The sequence below is a fragment of the Methanobacterium alcaliphilum genome (genome assembly GCF_023227715.1).
In the GTDB taxonomy this organism is placed as follows: domain Archaea; phylum Methanobacteriota; class Methanobacteria; order Methanobacteriales; family Methanobacteriaceae; genus Methanobacterium_E; species Methanobacterium_E alcaliphilum.
In genome coordinates this window covers 22,559-43,709 of the sequence record NZ_JALKIF010000015.1, presented here as the reverse complement: position 1 = coordinate 43,709, position 21,151 = coordinate 22,559, and the positions used below count along the sequence as shown (strand labels likewise).

23 protein-coding genes are annotated in these 21,151 nt (G+C 32.7%); 6 read left to right on the top strand and 17 right to left on the bottom strand.

The features are described 5' to 3' along the window. The first annotated feature begins 307 nt into the window (after positions 1-307). Genes MXE27_RS10680 through MXE27_RS10665 form a run of 4 tightly spaced genes read left to right on the top strand, consistent with a single transcriptional unit; the run spans position 308 to position 3,504 of the window. Positions 308-559: a 4Fe-4S dicluster domain-containing protein gene (locus tag MXE27_RS10680; RefSeq protein ID WP_248612428.1), complete on the top strand. Its 252-nt coding sequence runs from the start codon at positions 308-310 to the stop codon at positions 557-559. A gap of 9 nt (positions 560-568) precedes the next feature. Next, on the top strand, positions 569-1,123 hold the full coding sequence (locus MXE27_RS10675) for a translation initiation factor eIF-2B alpha/beta/delta subunit family protein (protein WP_248612427.1): 555 nt from the start codon (positions 569-571) through the stop codon (positions 1,121-1,123). Further along, positions 1,123-2,034 (top strand): NADH-quinone oxidoreductase subunit B family protein, encoded by a 912-nt coding sequence (locus MXE27_RS10670; protein ID WP_248612426.1) that lies wholly within the window; start codon positions 1,123-1,125, stop codon positions 2,032-2,034. Before MXE27_RS10675 ends, MXE27_RS10670 begins: the two co-directional genes overlap by 1 nt. 21 nt (positions 2,035-2,055) lie before the next feature. Continuing rightward, a complete protein-coding gene (locus tag MXE27_RS10665; protein WP_248612425.1) occupies positions 2,056-3,504 on the top strand; it encodes a Ni/Fe hydrogenase subunit alpha in 1,449 nt (482 codons plus the stop codon). 42 nt (positions 3,505-3,546) lie between these two features. Here MXE27_RS10665 and MXE27_RS10660 read toward each other — a convergent pair whose 3' ends face one another. The 14 genes from MXE27_RS10660 to cbiM form a co-directional block, all read right to left on the bottom strand. Next, positions 3,547-4,152: a molybdenum cofactor guanylyltransferase gene (locus tag MXE27_RS10660; protein ID WP_342766005.1), complete on the bottom strand. Its 606-nt coding sequence runs from the start codon at positions 4,150-4,152 to the stop codon at positions 3,547-3,549. Between the two features lie 171 nt (positions 4,153-4,323). Continuing rightward, positions 4,324-5,805, bottom strand: a complete 1,482-nt coding sequence (guaB, locus tag MXE27_RS10655) for an IMP dehydrogenase (RefSeq protein ID WP_248612423.1) — start codon at positions 5,803-5,805, stop codon at positions 4,324-4,326. 129 nt (positions 5,806-5,934) lie between these two features. Further along, the gene (locus MXE27_RS10650; protein ID WP_248612422.1) at positions 5,935-6,651 is read right to left on the bottom strand and encodes a (5-formylfuran-3-yl)methyl phosphate synthase; all 717 of its coding nucleotides are present in this window, start codon (positions 6,649-6,651) and stop codon (positions 5,935-5,937) included. Positions 6,652-6,957: 306 nt separating this feature from the next. Then, complete coding sequence (locus MXE27_RS10645; protein ID WP_248612421.1) at positions 6,958-8,163, bottom strand: LUD domain-containing protein; 1,206 nt, start codon at positions 8,161-8,163, stop codon at positions 6,958-6,960. A 1-nt stretch (position 8,164) separates the two neighbouring features. Further along, positions 8,165-8,842, bottom strand: a complete 678-nt coding sequence (locus tag MXE27_RS10640) for a (Fe-S)-binding protein (protein WP_248612420.1) — start codon at positions 8,840-8,842, stop codon at positions 8,165-8,167. Between the two features lie 119 nt (positions 8,843-8,961). After that, complete coding sequence (locus MXE27_RS10635; RefSeq protein ID WP_248612419.1) at positions 8,962-10,131, bottom strand: glycosyltransferase family 4 protein; 1,170 nt, start codon at positions 10,129-10,131, stop codon at positions 8,962-8,964. Positions 10,132-10,203: 72 nt separating this feature from the next. Then, the gene (locus tag MXE27_RS10630; protein ID WP_248612418.1) at positions 10,204-10,584 is read right to left on the bottom strand and encodes a DUF2304 domain-containing protein; all 381 of its coding nucleotides are present in this window, start codon (positions 10,582-10,584) and stop codon (positions 10,204-10,206) included. Between the two features lie 30 nt (positions 10,585-10,614). Continuing rightward, positions 10,615-11,316 carry a glycosyltransferase family 2 protein gene (locus MXE27_RS10625; protein WP_248612417.1) on the bottom strand — a complete coding sequence of 234 codons (702 nt, stop codon included), beginning with the start codon at positions 11,314-11,316 and terminating at the stop codon, positions 10,615-10,617. A 50-nt stretch (positions 11,317-11,366) separates the two neighbouring features. Further along, a complete protein-coding gene (locus MXE27_RS10620; RefSeq protein ID WP_248612416.1) occupies positions 11,367-11,951 on the bottom strand; it encodes a flavodoxin family protein in 585 nt (194 codons plus the stop codon). A 65-nt stretch (positions 11,952-12,016) separates the two neighbouring features. Then, positions 12,017-12,478 carry a riboflavin synthase gene (gene ribC / locus MXE27_RS10615; RefSeq protein WP_248612415.1) on the bottom strand — a complete coding sequence of 154 codons (462 nt, stop codon included), beginning with the start codon at positions 12,476-12,478 and terminating at the stop codon, positions 12,017-12,019. A 61-nt stretch (positions 12,479-12,539) separates the two neighbouring features. After that, positions 12,540-13,394: an ATP-binding cassette domain-containing protein gene (locus tag MXE27_RS10610; protein ID WP_248612414.1), complete on the bottom strand. Its 855-nt coding sequence runs from the start codon at positions 13,392-13,394 to the stop codon at positions 12,540-12,542. Between the two features lie 354 nt (positions 13,395-13,748). Beyond that, complete coding sequence (gene cbiQ / locus MXE27_RS10605; RefSeq protein WP_248612413.1) at positions 13,749-14,528, bottom strand: cobalt ECF transporter T component CbiQ; 780 nt, start codon at positions 14,526-14,528, stop codon at positions 13,749-13,751. A gap of 28 nt (positions 14,529-14,556) precedes the next feature. Further along, positions 14,557-14,859 carry an energy-coupling factor ABC transporter substrate-binding protein gene (locus tag MXE27_RS10600; protein WP_248612412.1) on the bottom strand — a complete coding sequence of 101 codons (303 nt, stop codon included), beginning with the start codon at positions 14,857-14,859 and terminating at the stop codon, positions 14,557-14,559. Then, positions 14,859-15,545 (bottom strand): cobalt ECF transporter S component CbiM, encoded by a 687-nt coding sequence (gene cbiM, locus MXE27_RS10595; RefSeq protein WP_248612411.1) that lies wholly within the window; start codon positions 15,543-15,545, stop codon positions 14,859-14,861. Before cbiM ends, MXE27_RS10600 begins: the two co-directional genes overlap by 1 nt. Positions 15,546-15,944: 399 nt before the next feature. On the opposite strand from cbiM, the gene pyrF reads away from it, so the two are divergent. After that, on the top strand, positions 15,945-16,592 hold the full coding sequence (gene pyrF, locus MXE27_RS10590; RefSeq protein ID WP_248612410.1) for an orotidine-5'-phosphate decarboxylase: 648 nt from the start codon (positions 15,945-15,947) through the stop codon (positions 16,590-16,592). On the opposite strand, the gene MXE27_RS10585 is transcribed toward pyrF, so the two are convergent. From MXE27_RS10585 to MXE27_RS10575, 3 genes are all read right to left on the bottom strand, one after another. Further along, on the bottom strand, positions 16,542-17,141 hold the full coding sequence (locus MXE27_RS10585) for a hypothetical protein (RefSeq protein ID WP_248612409.1): 600 nt from the start codon (positions 17,139-17,141) through the stop codon (positions 16,542-16,544). The genes pyrF and MXE27_RS10585 overlap by 51 nt on opposite strands. 80 nt (positions 17,142-17,221) lie before the next feature. After that, a complete protein-coding gene (locus tag MXE27_RS10580) occupies positions 17,222-18,148 on the bottom strand; it encodes a deoxyhypusine synthase (protein WP_282731777.1) in 927 nt (308 codons plus the stop codon). Positions 18,149-18,351: 203 nt separating this feature from the next. Further along, complete coding sequence (locus MXE27_RS10575; RefSeq protein WP_248612407.1) at positions 18,352-19,233, bottom strand: CBS domain-containing protein; 882 nt, start codon at positions 19,231-19,233, stop codon at positions 18,352-18,354. A 410-nt stretch (positions 19,234-19,643) separates the two neighbouring features. Between MXE27_RS10575 and MXE27_RS10570 the strand changes: the two genes are divergently transcribed. Further along, positions 19,644-20,795: an oligosaccharide repeat unit polymerase family protein gene (locus tag MXE27_RS10570; RefSeq protein ID WP_248612406.1), complete on the top strand. Its 1,152-nt coding sequence runs from the start codon at positions 19,644-19,646 to the stop codon at positions 20,793-20,795. Positions 20,796-21,151: the final 356 nt, after the last annotated feature.

Below are 21,151 nucleotides of genomic sequence, written 5' to 3'. Positions count from 1 at the left end.
TGGATATTTTTTATTTTTAAAATAGAATAAATATCATTAATTAATATTTAAATTAATTTTAATGTCTTAATAAGCTGATTTTGATAGTATATAATCGTGTAATACTTATTTTATGACATGTACTAATAATTAATGTTTAATAGTAAGAAATAATCATTATAATTACGAATATTAATGTTAAATTAATGTGTAGTGGCGACACATATTAATAAAATGAATTTTCAGATAAAATTTTTGCGAGAAATTTTGTCTATAATTGAGTTTTAGATTGTAGGAACTATGGATAAAAAGGGAAAGAGGGAAAAAAATGGTTGAAATCCGAATAGATGAAGATGCATGTGTGGGGTGTGGTTCATGTGTGGATGACTGTCCCAACGACGTGTATAAAATGAATGAAGAAAAATGGAAGACCGAAGTAATTAATGCAGATGACTGCATGGCGTGTCTTTCATGTCACGAGATTTGCCCAGCACAGGCTATGGAACATCATGATATACACGTTGCAAAAAGGCTGTACATAGATCGAAAAGTAAATGATGTTTTAGAAAAAATCATCTGAGGGGATAAAATGGATATGCAGATAGAAGAGGTCAAAGGGACATTCAAGCCTGAATTAATTCCTAAAGAAACTGGTGGGGACATCAATGATTATGAAGAAGCTTTACACGTGTTAATGAAGTTTGTAGGGTCTATGTCCAGTGCTTTAGAGCAAGTTTCAGGTAGGGGAGCTAATGCCATTGTATACCAGGCAGGTAAAAGGATGGGGCACGATGCTGGTAAATTAGTGGATAAAACAGATGATTTAGAAAAAGCCATGCAGGAGTTAAGTGAGATTTTAGGTGTGGAATTCTTTTTTGAAATGTGGAAACCATCTAACCAGGAAAGTTATACCATCGAAAAAGGTGATGAAACTGTAGTAAAACTTCTTTTTATGGATTGTGTAGTTAGACAAACTTTAAGGAGAACTGGGCTGCCTCAAAAAGGACCGTTATGTTACTTATTGTATGGTTATATGGTGGGAGCAGTCGAAGAAGTAATGAGTATTAAAGGTAAACTTGATATAGATCATGTAGGATCCAATGCATGTCTTAAAACTTTAACCATCAAATGGGGTGGAAAATAATGGTAAAAATTGCACTTGAAGCACTGGCTAGTTGTGCAGGCTGTGAAATATCAATATTGGATCTTCATGAAGATCTTGTTAAATTACTTGATCAAGCTGAAATTGTATATGCTCCTGTATTGATGGATGTTAAAGAGGTTCCTGAGGGTATAGACATTGCTATTGTTTCAGGATCAGTACGTAATGAAGAAAACCAGGAAAGGCTGGAAGAACTTCGAGAAAAATCAAAGATATTAATTGCATATGGGACTTGTGCCTGTTATGGTGGAATAACTGGAATGGCCGATTTATATACTTCAGAAGAGGTTACTTCTAGAACCTATTCTGATAACCCAAGCACAGTACCATCTGAACTTCCAAATGAAGTAGTACCTGAACTTTTAAGCATTGTACACCCTGCAGCTGATTTTACTGAAATTGATGGATTTATTCCAGGTTGTCCGCCTAAAGAGCAACTTACTCATGATATATTAATACCTTTAATCAATGATGAGGCGCCGGATGTCCCTAAAAAAAGTGTTTGTGCGGATTGTCAACGTGAGATGGAACATATTGAAAATGATAAAATATATCGACGAGTTGAAGGAGATCCTGAACCAGGCAAATGTTTCCTGAGTCAGGGATATGTTTGTTTAGGTTCTGTAACGCTTGGGAGATGCGGTGGTTTATGCACTGAAGCAGGAGTACCATGTCATGGTTGTGGGGGACCTTCTTTAGACGTTATAAGAGAACCAAGTCACGATATTTACAATGGAGTAATTAAAAGGATTGCTCACATATCTAAAATGCCTGAAAAGGATGTTGAAAAACAACTTTATGATATTGGGCATGTGGTCTATGGATTTGTTATAGGAAGTACTATTATGGAGGATAAACAGGTGTCGCTGATTCCTCAACTGGTGAAAAAGTGAAGTCTTGAAAAAGGTGATATTATGAAACAGATTGAAATTAGTCCAGTTACCAGAATAGAGGGTCATGCAAAGATAACTGTGCAGGTAGATGATGCTGGAAATGTATCAGATGCTCACTTCCATGTAATGGAAATCAGGGGGTTTGAAAAATTCCTGGAAGGGGCAGCAGTTGAGGAAGCGCCTCGAATTACTCCTAGAATATGTGGAATATGTCAAACAGCTCATCATTTAGCTGCAGCTAAAGCAACGGATCAAGTTTTTGGTTTGGAACCTCCGGAAACCGCTAAAAAATTGAGAGAATTAATGCTATTGGGTCAATATATACACTCCCACTCTTTGCATTTTTATTTCCTCGGTGCACCTGATTTAGTAATGGGTCCCGACTCAGATCCAGCTATGAGAAATGTTATTGGTATTTTAAAAAGCAACCCTGATCTGGCAATGATGGCCATAAATACTAGAAAAATTGGACAAGAAATTACTGGAGTAGTGGGTGGAAAACCTATAAGTCCAGTTACTGCTATTCCTGGAGGTCAATCAAAAGGCCTCACCAGTGATGATGTAAATAAACTACTTCCGAGAGCAAAAGAAGCAATAAATCTTATAGAAAAAGGGGTTGAAGTAGCTAAACCATTATTTGAGCAATATAGTGAAGCTGTTGAAGCATTGGGTACTATTGAAACCCACTTTGGTGCATTAACTAATGGGGATGGTATAGAATTTTACGATGGTCCTGCTAAAATAATTGATAAATCTGGTGGTGCAGTCTATGAATTTGCAGCCAATGATTATCTAGATTATATTGAGGAAAAAGTTCAACCGTGGTCTTATTTGAAATTCCCCTACTTGAAACAATTAGGATTCCCTGATGGAAATTATCGTGTTGGCCCGCTTGCTCGTTTAAATGTAGCGGGAACGATACCCACTGAAAAAGCTTCAGAACTCTTTGCTGAATACAAAGACGCATATGGAATTGCACAAAATCCTCTTTTATACCACTATGCTCGTTTAATTGAGTTAATGTACGCCGCAGAAAGAGCTGTTCAATTATTAGAGGATGACAGTATAACTGGCACTGATATACGTCAGGGACTAAGCGGTTCTTTAATGACTAAAGAAGAAGCTAAACAATCTAGTGAAACAAAAAGAGGAGTGGGAATGATTGAAGCCACCAGAGGAATTTTAATCCATGACTATGAGACTGATGGTGCAGGATTTATAAACCGGGCAAATCTTATTGTTTCAACTGGGCAAAACAATCTTTCTATGGACATAGGTGTCCGTGAAACAGCTAAAGCAATGATTCAAGGTGAGGATGTTTCAGAAGGTTTTAAAAACAGATTAGAAATGATTGTGAGAGCATATGACCCATGTCTTTCCTGTGCAACTCATGCTATTGATGGTAGCTCACCATTACAAGTGGATATCTATGATAGTGAAGGACAGCTTCTTAGAAAACACCTTCTTTGAATTTGAGGTTTCTAACTTCATTTTTTTTTTTGTTTAGCTAATTTATTTTAAATATTTTTCAATATCTTTAGGGTTGTTAAAATTTTTAAAACTGCTTTTTGATGGATCTAATTTTTCAACTTTTATAAAATAAACATTTAATAATTTTATGAGGGATTTAACATCTTTTTTTCCATTTGAAAGTAATGATTTTACTAGTTCTTGACTTTTTTGAGGATAAATGGAGTGCAATGGTTCAATATCTCCCGAATCCCATTTTGGAACTACTGTATCATGATATTCTTTGGATTTTTCAATAGCATTAAAAATATTTTCAACAAAAACCGCAGAAATTAATGGAGAATCACAAGGTAAAACAAGAGCATAATCTGATTTAACATATTTTAAACCAGTAATTATTCCTATTAATGGTCCCTGATTTTTAATTTCATCTTTTACTATTTTTAAATTAAATCCCAATTTATTAGATTCATATTTTTCAATAATACTTTTATAAATATTAATCTGTTTCTCATCTCTTAAAACAAGAACAACTTCATCTGCATGATTTTCAACAGTTTCTAGGATATTTATAATCATGGGCTTTTCATTAAATAACATTTGTCCTTTATCTTGCCCCATCCTAGTACTCATCCCGCCACATAGGATAATGCAGGACTTAAAAGAATTTTTTGATATAAAAATACCTTCTTGAATTTTTTACTTATAATTATTTTTATAAAATAAAATATATTTTAGTTTTTTATAAAAAGAAAAAAATCATTTAGTTTTAAAAAATAGTTTTGGAATGCCTTAATTTTTTAAAGCATTCAAATATTATTATTCTAAAGTAGGGTAGTTAGGACTTTCATTAGTGATTAAAAGGTCGTGTGGGTGGCTTTCTTTAATACCACTAGAGGTAATTCTCACTAATTTGGCTTTTTCTTTCATTGCAGCAATATTTTCCGCACCACAGTAACCCATGGAAGCTCTAAGCCCACCAACTAATTGGAATATCACTTCACTAACTGTGCCTCTGTAAGGGACCACTCCTTCTACTCCTTCAGGTACTAATTTAGTGTGCTTCATTGGACCTTTGACTTCCTGGAAGTATCTATCTGTTCCAGCACCAATACCTCCAGTCATAGCACCTAATGATCCCATTCCACGATATTGCTTATATTTTCGCCCGTTCATTACAACTACTTCGCCTGGGGCTTCATAAGTTCCTGCTAAAAGGTTACCCATCATTACTACATCTGCACCTACAGCAATAGCTTTAGCAACATCTCCAGAGTACCTTAAGCCACCATCTGCAATTACAGGAACACCATATTCTGATGCAACTTCAGCGACTTCAGATATTGCTGTTAATTGGGGAACACCTACTCCTGCAATTATTCTCGTGGTACACATTGATCCGGGACCAATTCCTACTTTAAGACCATCCACGCCCTGTGCAATTAAGTCTTCAGCAGCTTCTTTAGTTGCAATATTTCCAACCAGAAGATCGGCATTTATATTCTCTTTTATGGTTTTTGAGGATTTGACTAGATTAAGGTTGTGGCCGTGTGCACTATCTATAGCAATTATTTCAGCTCCGGCTTCATCAAGGGCCATGGCACGATCTAAATCAAAAGGTCCTGTAGCAGCTGCAACAACAAACCTTCCTTTTTCATCTCTAGAAGCATTTGGATATTTTTTACGTTCAAGTATGTCTTTTATAGTTACAATTCCCACTATTTTGCCATCTCTAACAACGGGGAGCCTTTCCACCTTATTTTCGTAAGCAATGTCCATGGCTTCAGTAGGGGTAGTTGATTCATTGACAGTAACTACTTCCGAGGTCATTATTTCTTTTACTTTTTTCTGTGCTTCAGAATTAAGAATAGGCTTTATATCCCTTCGGCTTATAATACCCACTACCTCTTCATTTTCAACTACAGGCAGTCCACTGACTTCTTCTTGATCCATTATTTGATGAGCTTCTCGTAATGAAGAATCAGGGCTGATAGTTATCACATCTCGGATAGTCATATCGCCGGATCTTTTAACTTTTTTGACCTGTTCAACCTGCTGTTTAATACTCATATTTCGATGGATTACACCTAGGCCACCTTCTTGAGCCAGTGCTATTGCCATTTCATATTCAGTTACAGTATCCATGGCAGAACTAATGATAGGTACATTAATTTCATAATTTCTAGAGACTCGACTTTTAGTAGCCACGTCTTTTGATTCTACTTCCGATGGACGGGGCATTAACAAAAAATCATCGAAAGTATATCCAATTTCTGCCTCTTTTAACTTTTTAGAATACATAAAAACACTTTTCCTCTTTAATTTAATATGTAAATCTTAATATCAAAAATTATTTCTAGAATTTTTAGATATTAAGCTGTAATTTTGATAATATAATAATATGAACTAAACTATGAAAAGTTTATCTTTTCATTCAAATTCATTTATCATTTGTTTTAGTTCAGCAACAGCACTTCGATGTATTTTTCCAGTGTTGCGATCCCCACCAGTACATGCTGCCCCCCTAACTCCAACAACATCACAGTTTATATTGTAAAGGGGTTTTAATTGATCTCTTTTAACAGAACCTGCCAGTGCTGATTTTAATCCATAGCCATGTGTTTTATTGACAAATTCAGCGAGTTTTTCTAAATCCATAAAATCAAACAATGTTTTACCATCTTTCACTGCAGTATCTAACATGGCTAAATCTGCTCCAGCATCTGCTGCTACTTTAGGTATTTCCATAGGGTCAACTGCCCCTACTCGATGAGCATCAGCATATCCAGAAGCCACAACAATTGCATCAGGATTGGTTTCTTTTACAGTTTTTACCACATTTTTCATTACTTCTACAGCTTCTTCATAGTTTCTGGTACCATACAGCCCAACTTTAATGTAATCTGCTCCAGAGACTAAAGCACCCATGGCTGCTAGTGAAACAGTTCCGGGTTTGTATGGAACATCTCCTAATGTTGCACTAACTAACATATTTTCTGGGGTCATTTCTCTAATACTTTTTATTATCCATGGAAAATTAGCACCTAATGATCCTTCTTTTGGATTTTTAACATCGACAATATCTGCACCGCCCTCAATGGCTTCCTGTGCTTCCTCTGTGTTTATTGGACTTATTAATAGAAGCAATTCATTACCTCCTATATTAACCTTCTATTTAGAAAATTTAACTGATATTCAATATTTTATTGATATATTGATAATAATCAAACAGTAACTAGCAACTCAATTTAAATTCTTCCTTCTTGTAGAATAAGAAGTTTAGTTCATATTGGATGCAATATACTAAAAATCTATTTAAAATAATTAGTATTTTTTAAATATATAAGAAATCAGAATATAAAAACTTTTACCATTATCACTCTTTTTTCATTATTATGTCCTGAAAATATTATTTAATTATAAAAAATTTAATACATTATTCTTATTTTCGTACTATTCCTTTTTAAAGGGGCTACCTTCTTTTTTTATATTTTCACTAATTTGGGTATGAATTTTTGGATAAAAACCTGATTTTTGAACTGAAAAACGCAATTTTTCTATTATATCTGAAGTAGGAGTGCTTACTGGACATTCTAGGGTACATAAACCACAAAGAGTACACATAAAAAGTCCGTTATTATAACTGGATTCATCACTTTCCAGAAATTTGCTTATAGCAGTTCCCCTACCACCTAAATATCCTCTAAAACCGAATTCATTCCCTACAGCATTGTAAACGGGGCATGCTACAATACAGCTACCACAACCAATACACCATAAACATTCTTTTAAAGCTTTGCTACGGCCGTTATCAATCATAACCACAATAACTTTTTTAGCACCGTACATATCTTTAAGGAGCCTTTTTTCAATATCTGCAGTTTTAGAAGGTCCTGAAATAATGTTCATATATGATGGCAAATAAGTGCCTGTGGCATAAGCTGTTTCTAATTTAACTACAGAAATTGCGTCTTCTATAGTGGGAACCAATTTATCTATTCCAACTACAATGATATGAGTATCCATCATGGAAAGTAGACTGATATTTCCCTCGTTATGTACTATAATTAATGATCCATCTTCAGCCGCAACTGAATTTGCCCCAGTAATCCCCACAGAACATAACTCCAGTTCTTTTAAGACATCTTGTTTTATTAATTCCATAATGGCTCGTGGTTCAGCTTCAACTTCCACACCAAGGGTATCATGAATAATTTCGGCTATTTTATCAATATTTAAATGTAAAGCAGGACCTATGGGGTGTGCTGGTCGTTGATCTTTATAATTAAGCTGAACTATTCTATCTCCCAGGTCTGTTTCTACAATATCAATATCTTTTTCTTTTAAAAACTGCGAAAGACCTATTTCTCCAACAGTATTAGATTTGGATTTGGCAATTATGGAATAACCTTTAACCAGTTGGTAAATTATATTTCTCGCATCTTCAGCAGTTTCAGCATAAGTAAATTCGATACCGTTATCTTGGAATTTGATTTTTGATATTTCCAGGAGTTCTTCCATATTATCTATAGAATCTTTCCTTATTTTCGAGACTTTTTCCATTAAACTGTGAATGCGAGGGTCATGCAGTATTTCTATTCTTCTTTCATCTAATTTCTGGAATGAACTTCGCATGGTTTTCAGTTCTTTTTTATCCATATTAATCCTCCAGAAATTGTAAAATAAATTCTGAAAGGTCATAGACATCTAATTTATTTGTAAACTCTAAATTTAACTTACAAAATGGGCAAGAGGTTACTAAAATAGATACATCCGCTTTCTCAGCTTCTTTCATTCTTTCATTAGAAATAGTATTGGCAAGATCGGGATAAGCAGACTTAACTCCACCACCAGCACCACAGCATTTACTATACTCTTTATTATGCTCCATTTCAATTAAATTGGAAAAAGAATTTAGGACATCCCGTGGAGAATCATATTCATTGCAATGCCTTCCTAAATGACAGGGGTCGTGATAAGTTATTTTCAAACCAGATTTCTTAATTTTAAGTTTATCTGAATCAATTAAATCTCTAAATAGTTGTGAAGTGTGAATAACATCCAGTTTTGCACCGGTAATTTCATTATAATCTTGGGTTAGTGTTTTATAACAACCAGCACATGATACTAATATTTTATGACCTTCTATTTTTTTTAGATTTTTCTTGATTTGGCTATATGCTTCTTCTATAGAACCAGTACGTAGAAGAACAGAACCACAACATATTTCATCATTTAAAATAGAATAGTCCACTTCAGCTTTATTCAGTATACTTTCCGTAGCTTCGGATATGGATTTTTCTTTTTCACGGGCTACACAGCCCTTAAAGTATATCATTTTCATTAATTAGCCTATCCATTAACTCTAAATATATTTTTTATCTCAATTATATTATTAATTTCGACATCATATATTTCTTATTTTATATCTATTGGAGAATAGCAGCTAGGATAGAGTTATTTATTTTTAAAACTGCAAAATTTATTTAATTTCTCTTCTTTTTTTTCGATTAATTGAAGATATAATGTTTCCAGTTCCTGGGCGATATTTTCTCCTTTATATTTTTGGGATTGGACATATCCTTCATTTTGAAGTTCCTTATATATTTCGGGATTTTGAAGAAGGTATTTTATCTTCTCTGCAAGATCTTTCCAGTCTTCACCTTTAAAAAATAGACCGCCTTTTTTTCCACTAGCTTCCATTACTGGAGGTATTTCTGCAGCTACAAAAGGAACATTACAACCCATAGCTTCAACAATCACAATCCCAAAGCCTTCAACGATACTTGGAAGACAAAAAATACTGGATCCTTTTATAATTTTCAACACATCGTTGTGTTTTTCAATAAAACCGCAAAAATGCACATTTTTTTCGATTTTTAATTCTTTAGTGAGGGTTTTGTGCCTATTTTCCAGGGGGCCGGTGCCTACGATTTTACATTGTAAATCTGGAAATTCTTTAATTAGAATATTCATGGCACGAATTAAATCATCTATCTTTTTATATTCTACTAATCTGGCCACACAGGAAATAGTGGGTTTTTTGAATTTTTCGGCTTTCACTGGGGGAAAATCCACTATATTTGGCACTACCGCTATTTTTTCTTTTGGAAAGTATTTTTCTAATTTTTTTTGAGTATATTGTGAGACCGAGACTATCAAATCAAAATCCCTGGATAAATTGTATCTTTCCAGTATTTCCCCAAATAATCCGGTGATTCCCATATTTTTAAACCACTTTCCAATCCACATATCGTGGTAACGGGCCACTGACGGAATATTTAATTTTTGAGAAACTTTCCAGGCCACGGGATGAGTTATAAAATTGTAACCAATTACTAAATCGATATCCAGTGTTTTACCTATTTTGTAGGCATCTTTCATAAAATATAATCTATTAAGAAATGAGCCTGCCTGGACATAAGAACGGTTTTTACCACAACAAATAACTTTTATTCCGTTAATTTCATATTCTGAAGCCACGTTTTTTTCTTTAGATGTTAAAACAATTATGTCGTGATTTTTAGATAATTGATATGATTCATTAAATGCACACCCTTCGGCTCCTCCTTTAATCTCAAAATTTTCACTTTGAGGGAAATATTCAGTTATAATACAAATTTTCATCTTTAACCCGCTAAGTTGATTAATAAAATAATTTTAATTCTTTAATGGTAGAATAATAATGTATTGCTTCATTCAATCCTTATTTTTATTAGATAACTGAATTTTTGAATTTTCAGAATCATCAACTTTTAAATTTTCATTTTTTATAGCAATTTGGCGTACAAGTTCAGTTATTTCACCTTCAACTTGCTCAATTAGAGTATAAATTTTGAATATAAGATAGTAACAACCAATTAATCCTAATATCAAGATTAAATCAAGCCCTCTACCTATTCCGAATAAATTGGCGAAAAAAGTAGTTGATTCTGGATATATGGACACGCCTATAATTAATAACCACAAGGTCAACCAAAATCCTAGCATTCCTAATGAGCTTTTACCTTCTCTGAATCTAAAAATGACTATGACTATGCCGAGTATTCCGATTATTATCCCTATAGGTTGGATTATCATTTTATCACCTTTAATTAAAGAAATTATTTTTTAAACTTTTTTTAGAATATCCATAATCATTTTGAATAATATTTTCAAAGCAACTGTGGTATTGGTCCCTTTGGATATGGTATAATCGGTGTATATGGTTTTTATGGGAACTTCTTTTAATTTTAAGTTGTTCTTTTTAACTTCACTTATAATCTCTGAAGATACGCCGTATCCTCTGGAATGAAGTTTTAAAAGTTTTGTTGAGCTTACAGTAAATCCTCTAAGTCCTGATTGGGAGTCATTAACATAAATACCATAAAATATCATTGTAATGATATTCATCCCATAATTTCCTAGATTTCTGGTAATGGGCATGTCTTTAAAATTTCTTTTACCAATAACCACATCTGCTTCTCCTGTTATCAGAGGCTTACAAATGTTTTCTATATCCTTATGATCATGCTGGCCATCTGCATCAAAGGTAACGATAAAATCTGCTCCATTAATTGCTGCAGCATCCATACCTGTTTTCAGAGCTGCGCCTAATCCACGGTTTATAACGTGCTGGTAAATTAATATTTGATCGGAGTATTCATTTTGCATACTTTTTCCAAGGGAATAAGTTTTATCCTGCGATCCGTCATCTATTAATAACACCTTATAACCCATTTCACATAGTTCTTTTATAACGGACTTCACAGTTTTTTCTTCGTTGTAGGCGGGAACTATTATGAATATTTTCTCTTTGCTTCTATCAAGCATGATCTGCCCCGTATATCGTATTTTTGCAAATAATAAAGAATAAATAATGTTTATGAATCTAGTTTTATTGCCAACTCACATACGCGTTTCCCAAGATTTTTAGCAGTTTCAATTCCAGCTTCGTCGGTTTGACAATCATTTTTTCCACCACCTACTCCAGTAGCACCGTAATGTGCTGTAGGTGCCCCATCACTTACTATGATAGCATCATGAATCAATAAAAAGTCGTGGATTGCTGCACATGTAGTTTCTTGACCTCCATTTCGTGATGCTCCTACAGATATTGCGCCACCTACTTTATTTTTAAGCTGGAATCCTGCTCGTAAAGGACGGGAACGATCTATAAACATTTTAGTCTGAGCAGTCACATTACCAAAATAAACAGGACTTCCAATAATTATGCCCTCTGCAGAACTTAAATTTTCGAGAATAGATTCCATATCATCGTCTATGGAACAGTTTCCAGTTTCTTTACATTTATTACATGCAATGCAGGGGTTAATATTAGATTTACCTAACTGAATAATTTCGGTTTCAGCCCCATTTTCTTCAGCAGATTGCATTGCTTTTTCAACTAAAAAAGCAGTATTGCCTCCAATCCGGGGACTACCTATGATTCCAATTATTTTTACCATAAAATTATCTCCACTATTTTATCAATTTTAAAATAAAATTCACATTATTATTTAATAACCATTAACTAAAGAGGACCTACGTCTGGTTTTCCTTCACGCATACCCATTCCTGCTTCACGAAGCAGTTTTTCTGGTTTAAATAATAGTTTAACTAAGTTTTGAGCATGCTCCCGGGCTCTGTTTTCAGCTAATTTTTTCAGTTCTTTAGAATTATGTTCTTCATCTTCATGAACAAAAACTTCCAATATATGTGTATTGGTCATTAGTTGGGCACTTATAAGGCCAGTCGATGCTTCATGGGCACAAACTTTATCTTTTTCTTCCGGCCCGGGCATTCCAAGTGCTAATACTATTTCACAGTTTTCTTCTTCAATTAACTTTTTAGCAGCCACTGGTAGGTCCTTAACACCGGGAACAGTGCTTCTTATAATTTTTATATTACCTACTTGTTTTTTTATCTCATCAATTGCAGCAGCACCCATATCATAACGGGCAAAAGTGGTATCGCATATACCTATTTTTTTCATTTTTTCACCGAGAATAATCTAATTAAAATTTATTATTAAACTCAAACATGATTCATTTAATTCATTCTTGTCTATCCTCATTTTTTATAAATTCAACCACACTTTTTCGTGCTTCACCAATAGTTAAAGGATATTCATTGGAAAATGATAAACTGTCTTCTTTTTTGAGTATTTCCATAAGATGTGCAATTCTTGGAAGTCTTAAATTAGCTTTTCTAATTGTTTGAACATCTTCAAAAACTTCGTGGGGGTTTCCCTGTTTTATGATTTCTCCATCGCTGATGATATATATTTTATCAGCATATAATGGAACCATATCCACGTCATGTGTGGATATAATAATTGTCATACCCTCTTCATTGAGATTGTAAAGTAATTTTAAAATGAGTGATGCTCCTTTAGGATCTAAACCCGATGTGGGTTCGTCTAAAACCATTATTTCAGGCCCCATGGCTAGTATTCCTGCAATAGCCACTCTTTTTTTCTGTCCTCCACTGAGATGGTGAGGGGCTTTATCGTTATAACCCGACATCCCTACTTTTTCTAAGGCATCAGAAACTCTTTTATCAACTTCTTCTCGGGATAAACCCATATTAAGTGGACCAAAAGCTACATCTTCTACAACTGTAGGTGCAAATAATTGATCGTCAGGGTTTTGAAACACTATTCCTACTTTTTGTCTAACTTTATTAAGACCATTCTTGTTATATTTTAGTGGTTCTTGTTCTATGTTAATTTGCCCAGAGTTAGGTTTAAGAATTCCATTGAAATGTAAGAAAAGTGTTGATTTGCCTGCACCATTTGGCCCTAATAATGCCACCATCTTCCCTTTTTCCACACTGAAATTTATTTTGTTTAGGGCTTTGGTTCCATCAGGATATTTATAAGTAATTTCTTTTGATTCAATTATGTTCATATAATTCACCGTGAAGTCAATGATGCTTGAATTTGATTAAATTATAACTATGGTTTAAATATTATGGGATATCTGCTTTTTGGAAGTATTAATAATTTTTAATTTTATTTATTCATTTAATTCATAAATATGCTATAAACGACTTTTGATAGTTATAACTTCTATTGTTTTATTAAGCTCCACTTAAGCTAGTTATTTTTGTTTTTGGATTTATTATGGGTATAACTTTTTATGAGTTTTTTCTAATTAGGTACTAAAAATAGCAGATATGGTTATTTAAAACATTTTCTTAAATAGGGAATTATATTAAAATAAATAATTAAATTTTGATGATATTGAGTATGGTTATAAAAATTAAAATAACCTAATATTTCCACTTAAATAAACGCCTAATAATAAAAGAGATTCAAAACAGACTAAAAGAATCAGATTTTTTGTTTCTATATTATTTTGGTAATTATTAATATGTAATGATCCATTATATCCTCTGGATTCCATGGAAATATATACTTGTTCCCCTTTTACCCAGCTTCTAATGAATAAGTTACTGGCTAATATTCCCATAGATTTATACGCGTTTTTAAAACTTTGATAACCTAATCTAGTTTCTTGTGCATGGTACATATTTATTCCTTCACCAATAAACACAAAAATGTACCTGTACATCATCATTGCTATTTCTATAACTACTTTTGGAATTTTGAAGGATTCAAGAACAGAAAAAAGTTCAGTCATAGGAGTAGTCAATGATAAAAATGCCATACAAGAAAACCCACCCATAATCCTTGTGAAAACAAGTAATCCGAGTTCGAATCCATCGGCACTAATTGCAAGGTTGAATATTCCTAATTCTAAAATAGGTTCTCCTGTACCAAAGAAAATTGCCATGAAAATAAAGGTTAAAAATCCGAAAGTAAAAGGTATTGTTAAAAACTTTAAATAAAATTTCCAGGGAATTTCAGCTTTAAATATAATTAAAAAAGATATTAATAAAGTTATGAAAATAGGTACTATGGGTGAAGTTGAAATTAAACTCACTAACATTGTTGAAACGGCAAACAATACTTTGAAATAAACATTAGTTCCTTTGAGTTTGTTTGAATGAGCATAATTGTCTAGGGTATTCCCAAACATAATTTTCACCATTAATACCTTGCATTGATTATTTTTCTTGTCTTTTTCTTTCTTTTGCCTGGCCATTGTAGTAACCGAAAACGTATCCGATTATTATAGCACCAATGGCTGCTTGAAGAGCAAACAACAAACTTTCTATTTCACCACTCGGTGGCTCCCAAAAAGAATTAAACCACGGTTCATAACCAGTTTCTTCAATTGCATCTCCGGCGGCACCATCCGCCCCTCCAAAGTATCCTTCATCCTCTCCAACGCCATTATACATGACTAGGGGGATAATAGTAATTATGGCTACTAAAGAAAGTAAAATTATGGCTCTTTTATCCACCATTAGGCCACCGCCTTTACAGTTTCTTTAACTTTGGGACCAATAACTTTTAATTTTTCTAAAATATCTGGTCTTAGTTTCATGATGTACTCGAATATTACTACTGTTAATAAACCTTCTGCAATAGCTAGGGGTATCTGGGTGACTGCAAAGATGGTCATGAAATTTGAAAATGCAGCTCCAAATGTAGGAAGTGGGAAGGCTAGTGATAGCTGGATAGCAGTAGTAACGTAAGTTAATAAATCTCCTCCTGCAGCAGCGAAAAATATTCCTATAGAAGCACTCAGACCTATTTTCTGAGAACCTTTGTATATCAACCATGCTGCAAATGGTCCAACAATACCCATGGAGACTATATTAGCACCGAGAGTAGTTATTCCACCATGAGCTAAAAGTAGTGCTTGGAAAACCAGAACTATTGCTCCTAAAACACTGGCAACTGCTGGTCCAAATAATACTGCACCTAAACCATTTCCAGTAGGGTGTGAACAACTTCCTGTGACTGAAGGTAGTTTCAAAGAAGACAATATAAAAACGAATGCTCCTGAAACTGCTAAAAGAGGTTTTGATTCGGGGGTTTCTTCTGTAATCTTTTTAATTCGTATGACACCATAAGCAACAACGGGTAATGCTACTATGTACCAAAGTAGACACCATTGCCATGGTAAAAATCCTTCCATGATATGCATTAAATTCACCTTTATCTTTTTTAAAGCATACTTGAATAAATTAAACATTAGCCAACATATAAACTTTTTTAAAATATTCAGCTATAGAATAATAAATCAAGTAAATTTTATTTTTAATAAAGAATAATTGAAGATTGCGATATATAAATGTTTTTATGAAGTTGCCAATCATGTAATGATTTTTTACAAAATAATGGATGAAGTATGTTGTAATTGGATATTCATTTTTAAAACTGAATAGAAGTCTTTAAGAAATACTATTCTGTCCCCAATTTTCAAAACATTAATGGTTTTTAAAATGGAAGATATGAAAATTCTTTTTTTCTCTGCAGTTAAGATAGCATGAATAAGAGTAGTAAAAAGTTATCTTATATATAAGTATAAATCCTAATTTTTATTATGAAAGTGAAAAATAGAATCATACTTGCCATGGATATTATGGATATAAAACATGCAATCACCGTAACTGAAGAGGTAGCACATTTTATAGATACAATTAAAATAGGTTATCCTTTAGCACTCTCTGCTGGTTTGTCTTGTTTCTCTAAATTTAAAGAAAACTTTGATTTTAAGATTATTGCTGATTTTAAGGTGGCTGATATTCCATCTACTAATGAAAAAATTTGCAAAACTACTTTTAATGCTGGTGCAGATGCAGTGATAGCCCATGGTTTTGTTGGAGAGGATAGTGTTTCAGCCTGTTTAAATGTGGCTGATGAAAAAGAAAAAGAGATTTTTTTACTAACTGAAATGTCGCATCCTGGTGCAGAAACTTTTTTAAAAGAAGTTTCCTTGGAAATTGCAGATATGGGTGTGGATTTAGGTGTTAAAAATTTTGTTGCTCCGTCCACCCGTTTAGATAGATTGAGTAAAATAAGAAATATTATTGGTAAAGATTCATTCATGATATCTCCTGGAGTGGGTGTACAAGGGGGGGATGCCAGTCAAACGCTGAATTTTGCTGATGCAGTAATTGTGGGGCGTTCTATTTATCAATCAGATGATCCTGCTGGTGCTGTGAAATCTATTATAGATTCCATCAAATAAATGGCCTGCTAATTCATAAGATATCTCAAAGAGTATGAAATAAACTATTGTCCAGGGACTTAATCCATTTAACCCATAAACTCCATTACCTGTTATTATTCCCCATAATCCAAGTAGAGATAATATTAAAATAGCTATTTTCATGGTAAAACGATATCTAAAGAAAAATTCTAAATATCTGCTTTTTTCTGAAATTTTCAAATTATCATTCCCTATTTCATCTAAATAAGCAGATAATGAACAAATGAGAAGCGGTAAAATTTCAATTTCACCAATTCCAAAAATGAATGTTATGGCTAAAAATGCAATCATGGTTAATATATGGTGCATACCATCGATTTTTCTTGAAAATAATGTTCCTAAGAATATGCCAAAGAAAATGTAAGTAGCATCCACACTTTCTACTACAAGAAAACCTATTAAAATACCGCAAATGATGCCTGAAATCATGGCAAATTTCTTGTCCTGTTTTTCATCAAAGGCGTCATCAGATAATTTCATTAAAAATCCAGATAATGCGTACCCCAATGGGATGAGAAATGTATTCATTATTAACTCCTGATTTTGTAGTTTATTTCAATAAATAATTTATGGATTGTTTCAAATCTAATTAATTTTTAATTAATGAATTATTTATCATTTTCAGCCATATCTAATGCCCCTGCTAATATGAGGGGGAATAATATCGTGGCATCTCCAATAACTGTCACCAAATTTGAACCTGCTCTTGCTTTAGCCCATGATTTAGCTTCTTCTAAGGGAGCTCCACTTAAACTACCGGTCTCGCTGCGATCCATGGTTATTTGAATAGCAGCATCTACTCCACCTTTAAGAAGGCTTGATGCTAGAGCGTAATGTTTTGGTACTCCCCCACCTAAAAGTATGGCTCCAATTTTTTTAGATTCAAATACTATGTCTGAAAGCTGATGCATATCGGCTAAAGCATCCAAACAGAGATTGTTAGTTTGAGTAAACATCCACAATTGTAACCCCAACATACTATCAATGATACCTGGGGCGTAAATAGGGATCTTTTTTTCATGTGCTGCTTTTATAATTGATTCGTCATCTTCAATATGACTACCTATTTGGTAAACAAGTTCTTGAATAGATGTGACTTTTTTTTCTTGGGATATTTTTTCTAGTATTTTAGTTATTTCTTTTTCAAAAACTTCAAAATCATTTGAATTTGTGTAAACATCCCCTATTCTACCCATACCCTGTTCATGGAGTTTCTCATCATCAAAACCACAATCTCTGTAGTGATGTCCTCCGAAGGATTCTAATAAATCATGGGTGATGTTAGCGCCACTGGTTATTAAAACATCTATAACTCCATCTTTGATCAATTTAGAAATGATATTTCGCATTCCTCCGGGTACCATAGGACCAGCTACACTAAGAAATATCTTCATTTCAGGGTCTTTTATCATCTTAGCCAGTAGTTTGGTGGCTCGAAATGTTCTACCTGCCCCAAGAACTCCAGCTTCACCTAACTGGTTAATTAATTCTAATATTTTCATATTAGGGGTTATATTGATATGATTTACTTTCAGAGTTTCACTTCCTGATAATATTGGGAAAAATGGAGTTTAATAATTAATATATTAATCTTAATCAAGAATATTATTCAAACTTTATAAAAAAAGCATGATTGTTTTTATATAACTGTTATTTTATTTAATACTATAAAAATAATTAGATACGATATAAAAATTATTGTTTTAAATTTATTTATGAGGATATACAATCCAATGTTTTATTTTAGTCCTGCGATTTTGTCTAAAAGATCAGTTCTGGTAACAATTCCCTGTGGATGCTCGTCTATATCTACTACAATTAATCTACCAATCTTTTGTTTATTCATTATTTCAATGGCGTCAGATATCATCACTTCTTCGTCTACGGTTATAATGTTTTTGGACATTACATTTTCTACTCTGGAATTTTCTTTACCTTCTGCTAATGAAAGGGTGATATCACTTAAAGTTAAAATTCCAGCAATTTTTCCCTCTTTTAGAACAGGTGCCCCTTCAATTCCCATGTTTGAAAGTTTTTTTGCAGCACTTTTAATAGTTAAATCATAATTTAAGGTTATTAAATCTTGAGTAGCCACATCCATCACAGTTTTCTTAGGTATGCTCCTAATTGCGGTGGTATCTAGAAGTAAAATGTTATCCATATCATCTCGACCAACAACTACTCCATTTAAAACTAATTTATTCACAGGGGTGGGACCTACTCTAATTCGATCGCCTAAATCTAATTGTTTTATATTTCCCACGGCCTTTATCGCGGCTTCACATTCTCCGGGATGGGGGATACTGGTAAACTCAATTTTAGCTACTGAAACATCATCTAATTTAACCCCTTCTTTATAAATATGAACCAATGCTTCGTTATCCGTTGCAGAAATATTGAGAGTGTGGTATGCTTCAATGGTTGGTTTATAACCACCTCTCGGTCCGGGAACACCTTTTACTAATCCTAAACTACGCAGAGACTGCATCTGATTACGTATAGTACCGGGGTTTCTATTCATTATTTCAGCAATTTCTTCACCTTTTATGGATTTACCCTGGGAATTACGATACAGATTTATTAAACTTTGCAATATCTCCTTTTGAACGGATGTTAGCATGGTAGTCACCTGGCTTTTAATTTGATAAGTATAATCTTTTAATAAGTATTGATATATTGTATTTCATAAATCAATTTATTGTGAATAATAATTATAATTATTTCTCATTATTATATAAAATGTTGGTATATGATTTTTTTTAAAATGGATTTTCATTAGTATTAAACTTTCATGATATTATTTTTCATATCATGATGAATATTTGCCCAATAAAAACTCTTTTTTGAAGAGATATAAGTTATTTGTCGGGATATTATAAAATTAGAGTGTTTATAGATACTTATTTTTCAAAATTTTTAAAAATCAGATTAATGGTGTTAATTAAAAAATTAACAGATATTTTTACTAAAACGAGTAAAAAATGAACAATATATTAAGGTATTTATATAATAAATATATAAATTGGTTTTATGAATATTCGTAGAATTGACATCTTTTCTCCATTAATTATAATTTTTGTAATATTGGCATTCCTTGCACTGGCGGTAGTTGGAATTGAATTCAGAATGCGTGGATTGAAACCAGTGCTATCCTTAACTTATGTATACATATTTTTTGGTATCCTAAGTTTTATTATCGGTTTTTTTATTGCAAAACTTATTGAAAAAAGGATAAGTAAAAATTATGATATTAAAAATAACATAAGATCTTTTTTTGATGTAATCTCTGATAATAATCATTTTACTGAAAAACTCATGCTTATAATTGTTTTTCTGGCTCTTTTATTACAGATAGTGAATTTATATTTTATGAATGAGATTCCTCTTTTCAGCGGTCTTTTAAAAGCTAAAGCATTTAATTCTTTAACAATCATCTCGTATATTATATTTTTGCCAGCCATTAACTTTTTAATTGCAAAATTTTACAGGAAAAGGTATTTTTTAATAGTATTTTTTGGGGCTATTTTATTTGCAGCCACTGGATACAGAGCCACCACACTTGCTATTGTCATAAGTATTCTAATTACTACTTTTTATACTAATGGCCGCAGGTTTAGATATTTCTTAATTTTAACTCCCATAATTCTAATTTTAGGCCTTATAATTGGTTATATTGCTTGTTTGTCTATAGAATGGCAGCAATGGGATGTAAATCCTCTTAGTCTTGTTTTCATAAGAGCAGGTTATACTCTTACTGTGTTGGATTACATTGTGCGTATGCAAAATCCAAATCCTGGACTTTTAACATATTATATAATCACTGGTTTTTTTAAATCTGTAGACCCTCGATTAGTTTTAGGTCAAATTGTTTTTCAAAAAGATATGTCTATCACGGCAACAATGTTTGGCCCAGCTGTTCTAGAATTGGGGTTCATTGGTGTAGGATTACAAATGTTTTTCCTGGGCATTGTATTGGAATTACTTCACTTTATCCAAAAAATTAAAGATGGTCTGTACACTGCATTTTACTCCATAGGATTATCTTATACTATTGTCTGGGTAGAAACTAGTCCTGCAGATCTTGCTGTGTGGATTTATTATCTGTTGGCTATAGTATTGATTTTAAATTGTTATTTAGCACTAAAGAAGGGAAATAAACTACTTAACAATGATAAAAATTAATTTTGATAATATCTTGGTTTAAAAATACAATTTTTTTTTAAAAGAGAATTAAATAACCATTAATTAAGTAATACTTAATTGATTATCAGTATATCACTTCTGTGCTTTTGTGCATTTAAGGTTTCTTTTTATATTTCACTACCTATTAGTATAATATTGATGAGATGCATTGGGTTTTGACATACCTTCATAGGGATCATGGATTTGATCACCTCCGTATTTAATATTCATCTCATCATTATTTTTATTTTTATTTAAGGCGGACTTAAAATCTAATAATTATTTATAGGAAATAACTAGTGTCTTTATTAGTTTAATGAATCATTTTAAAAAAAAATTAAGGTCCTCATCCTGAT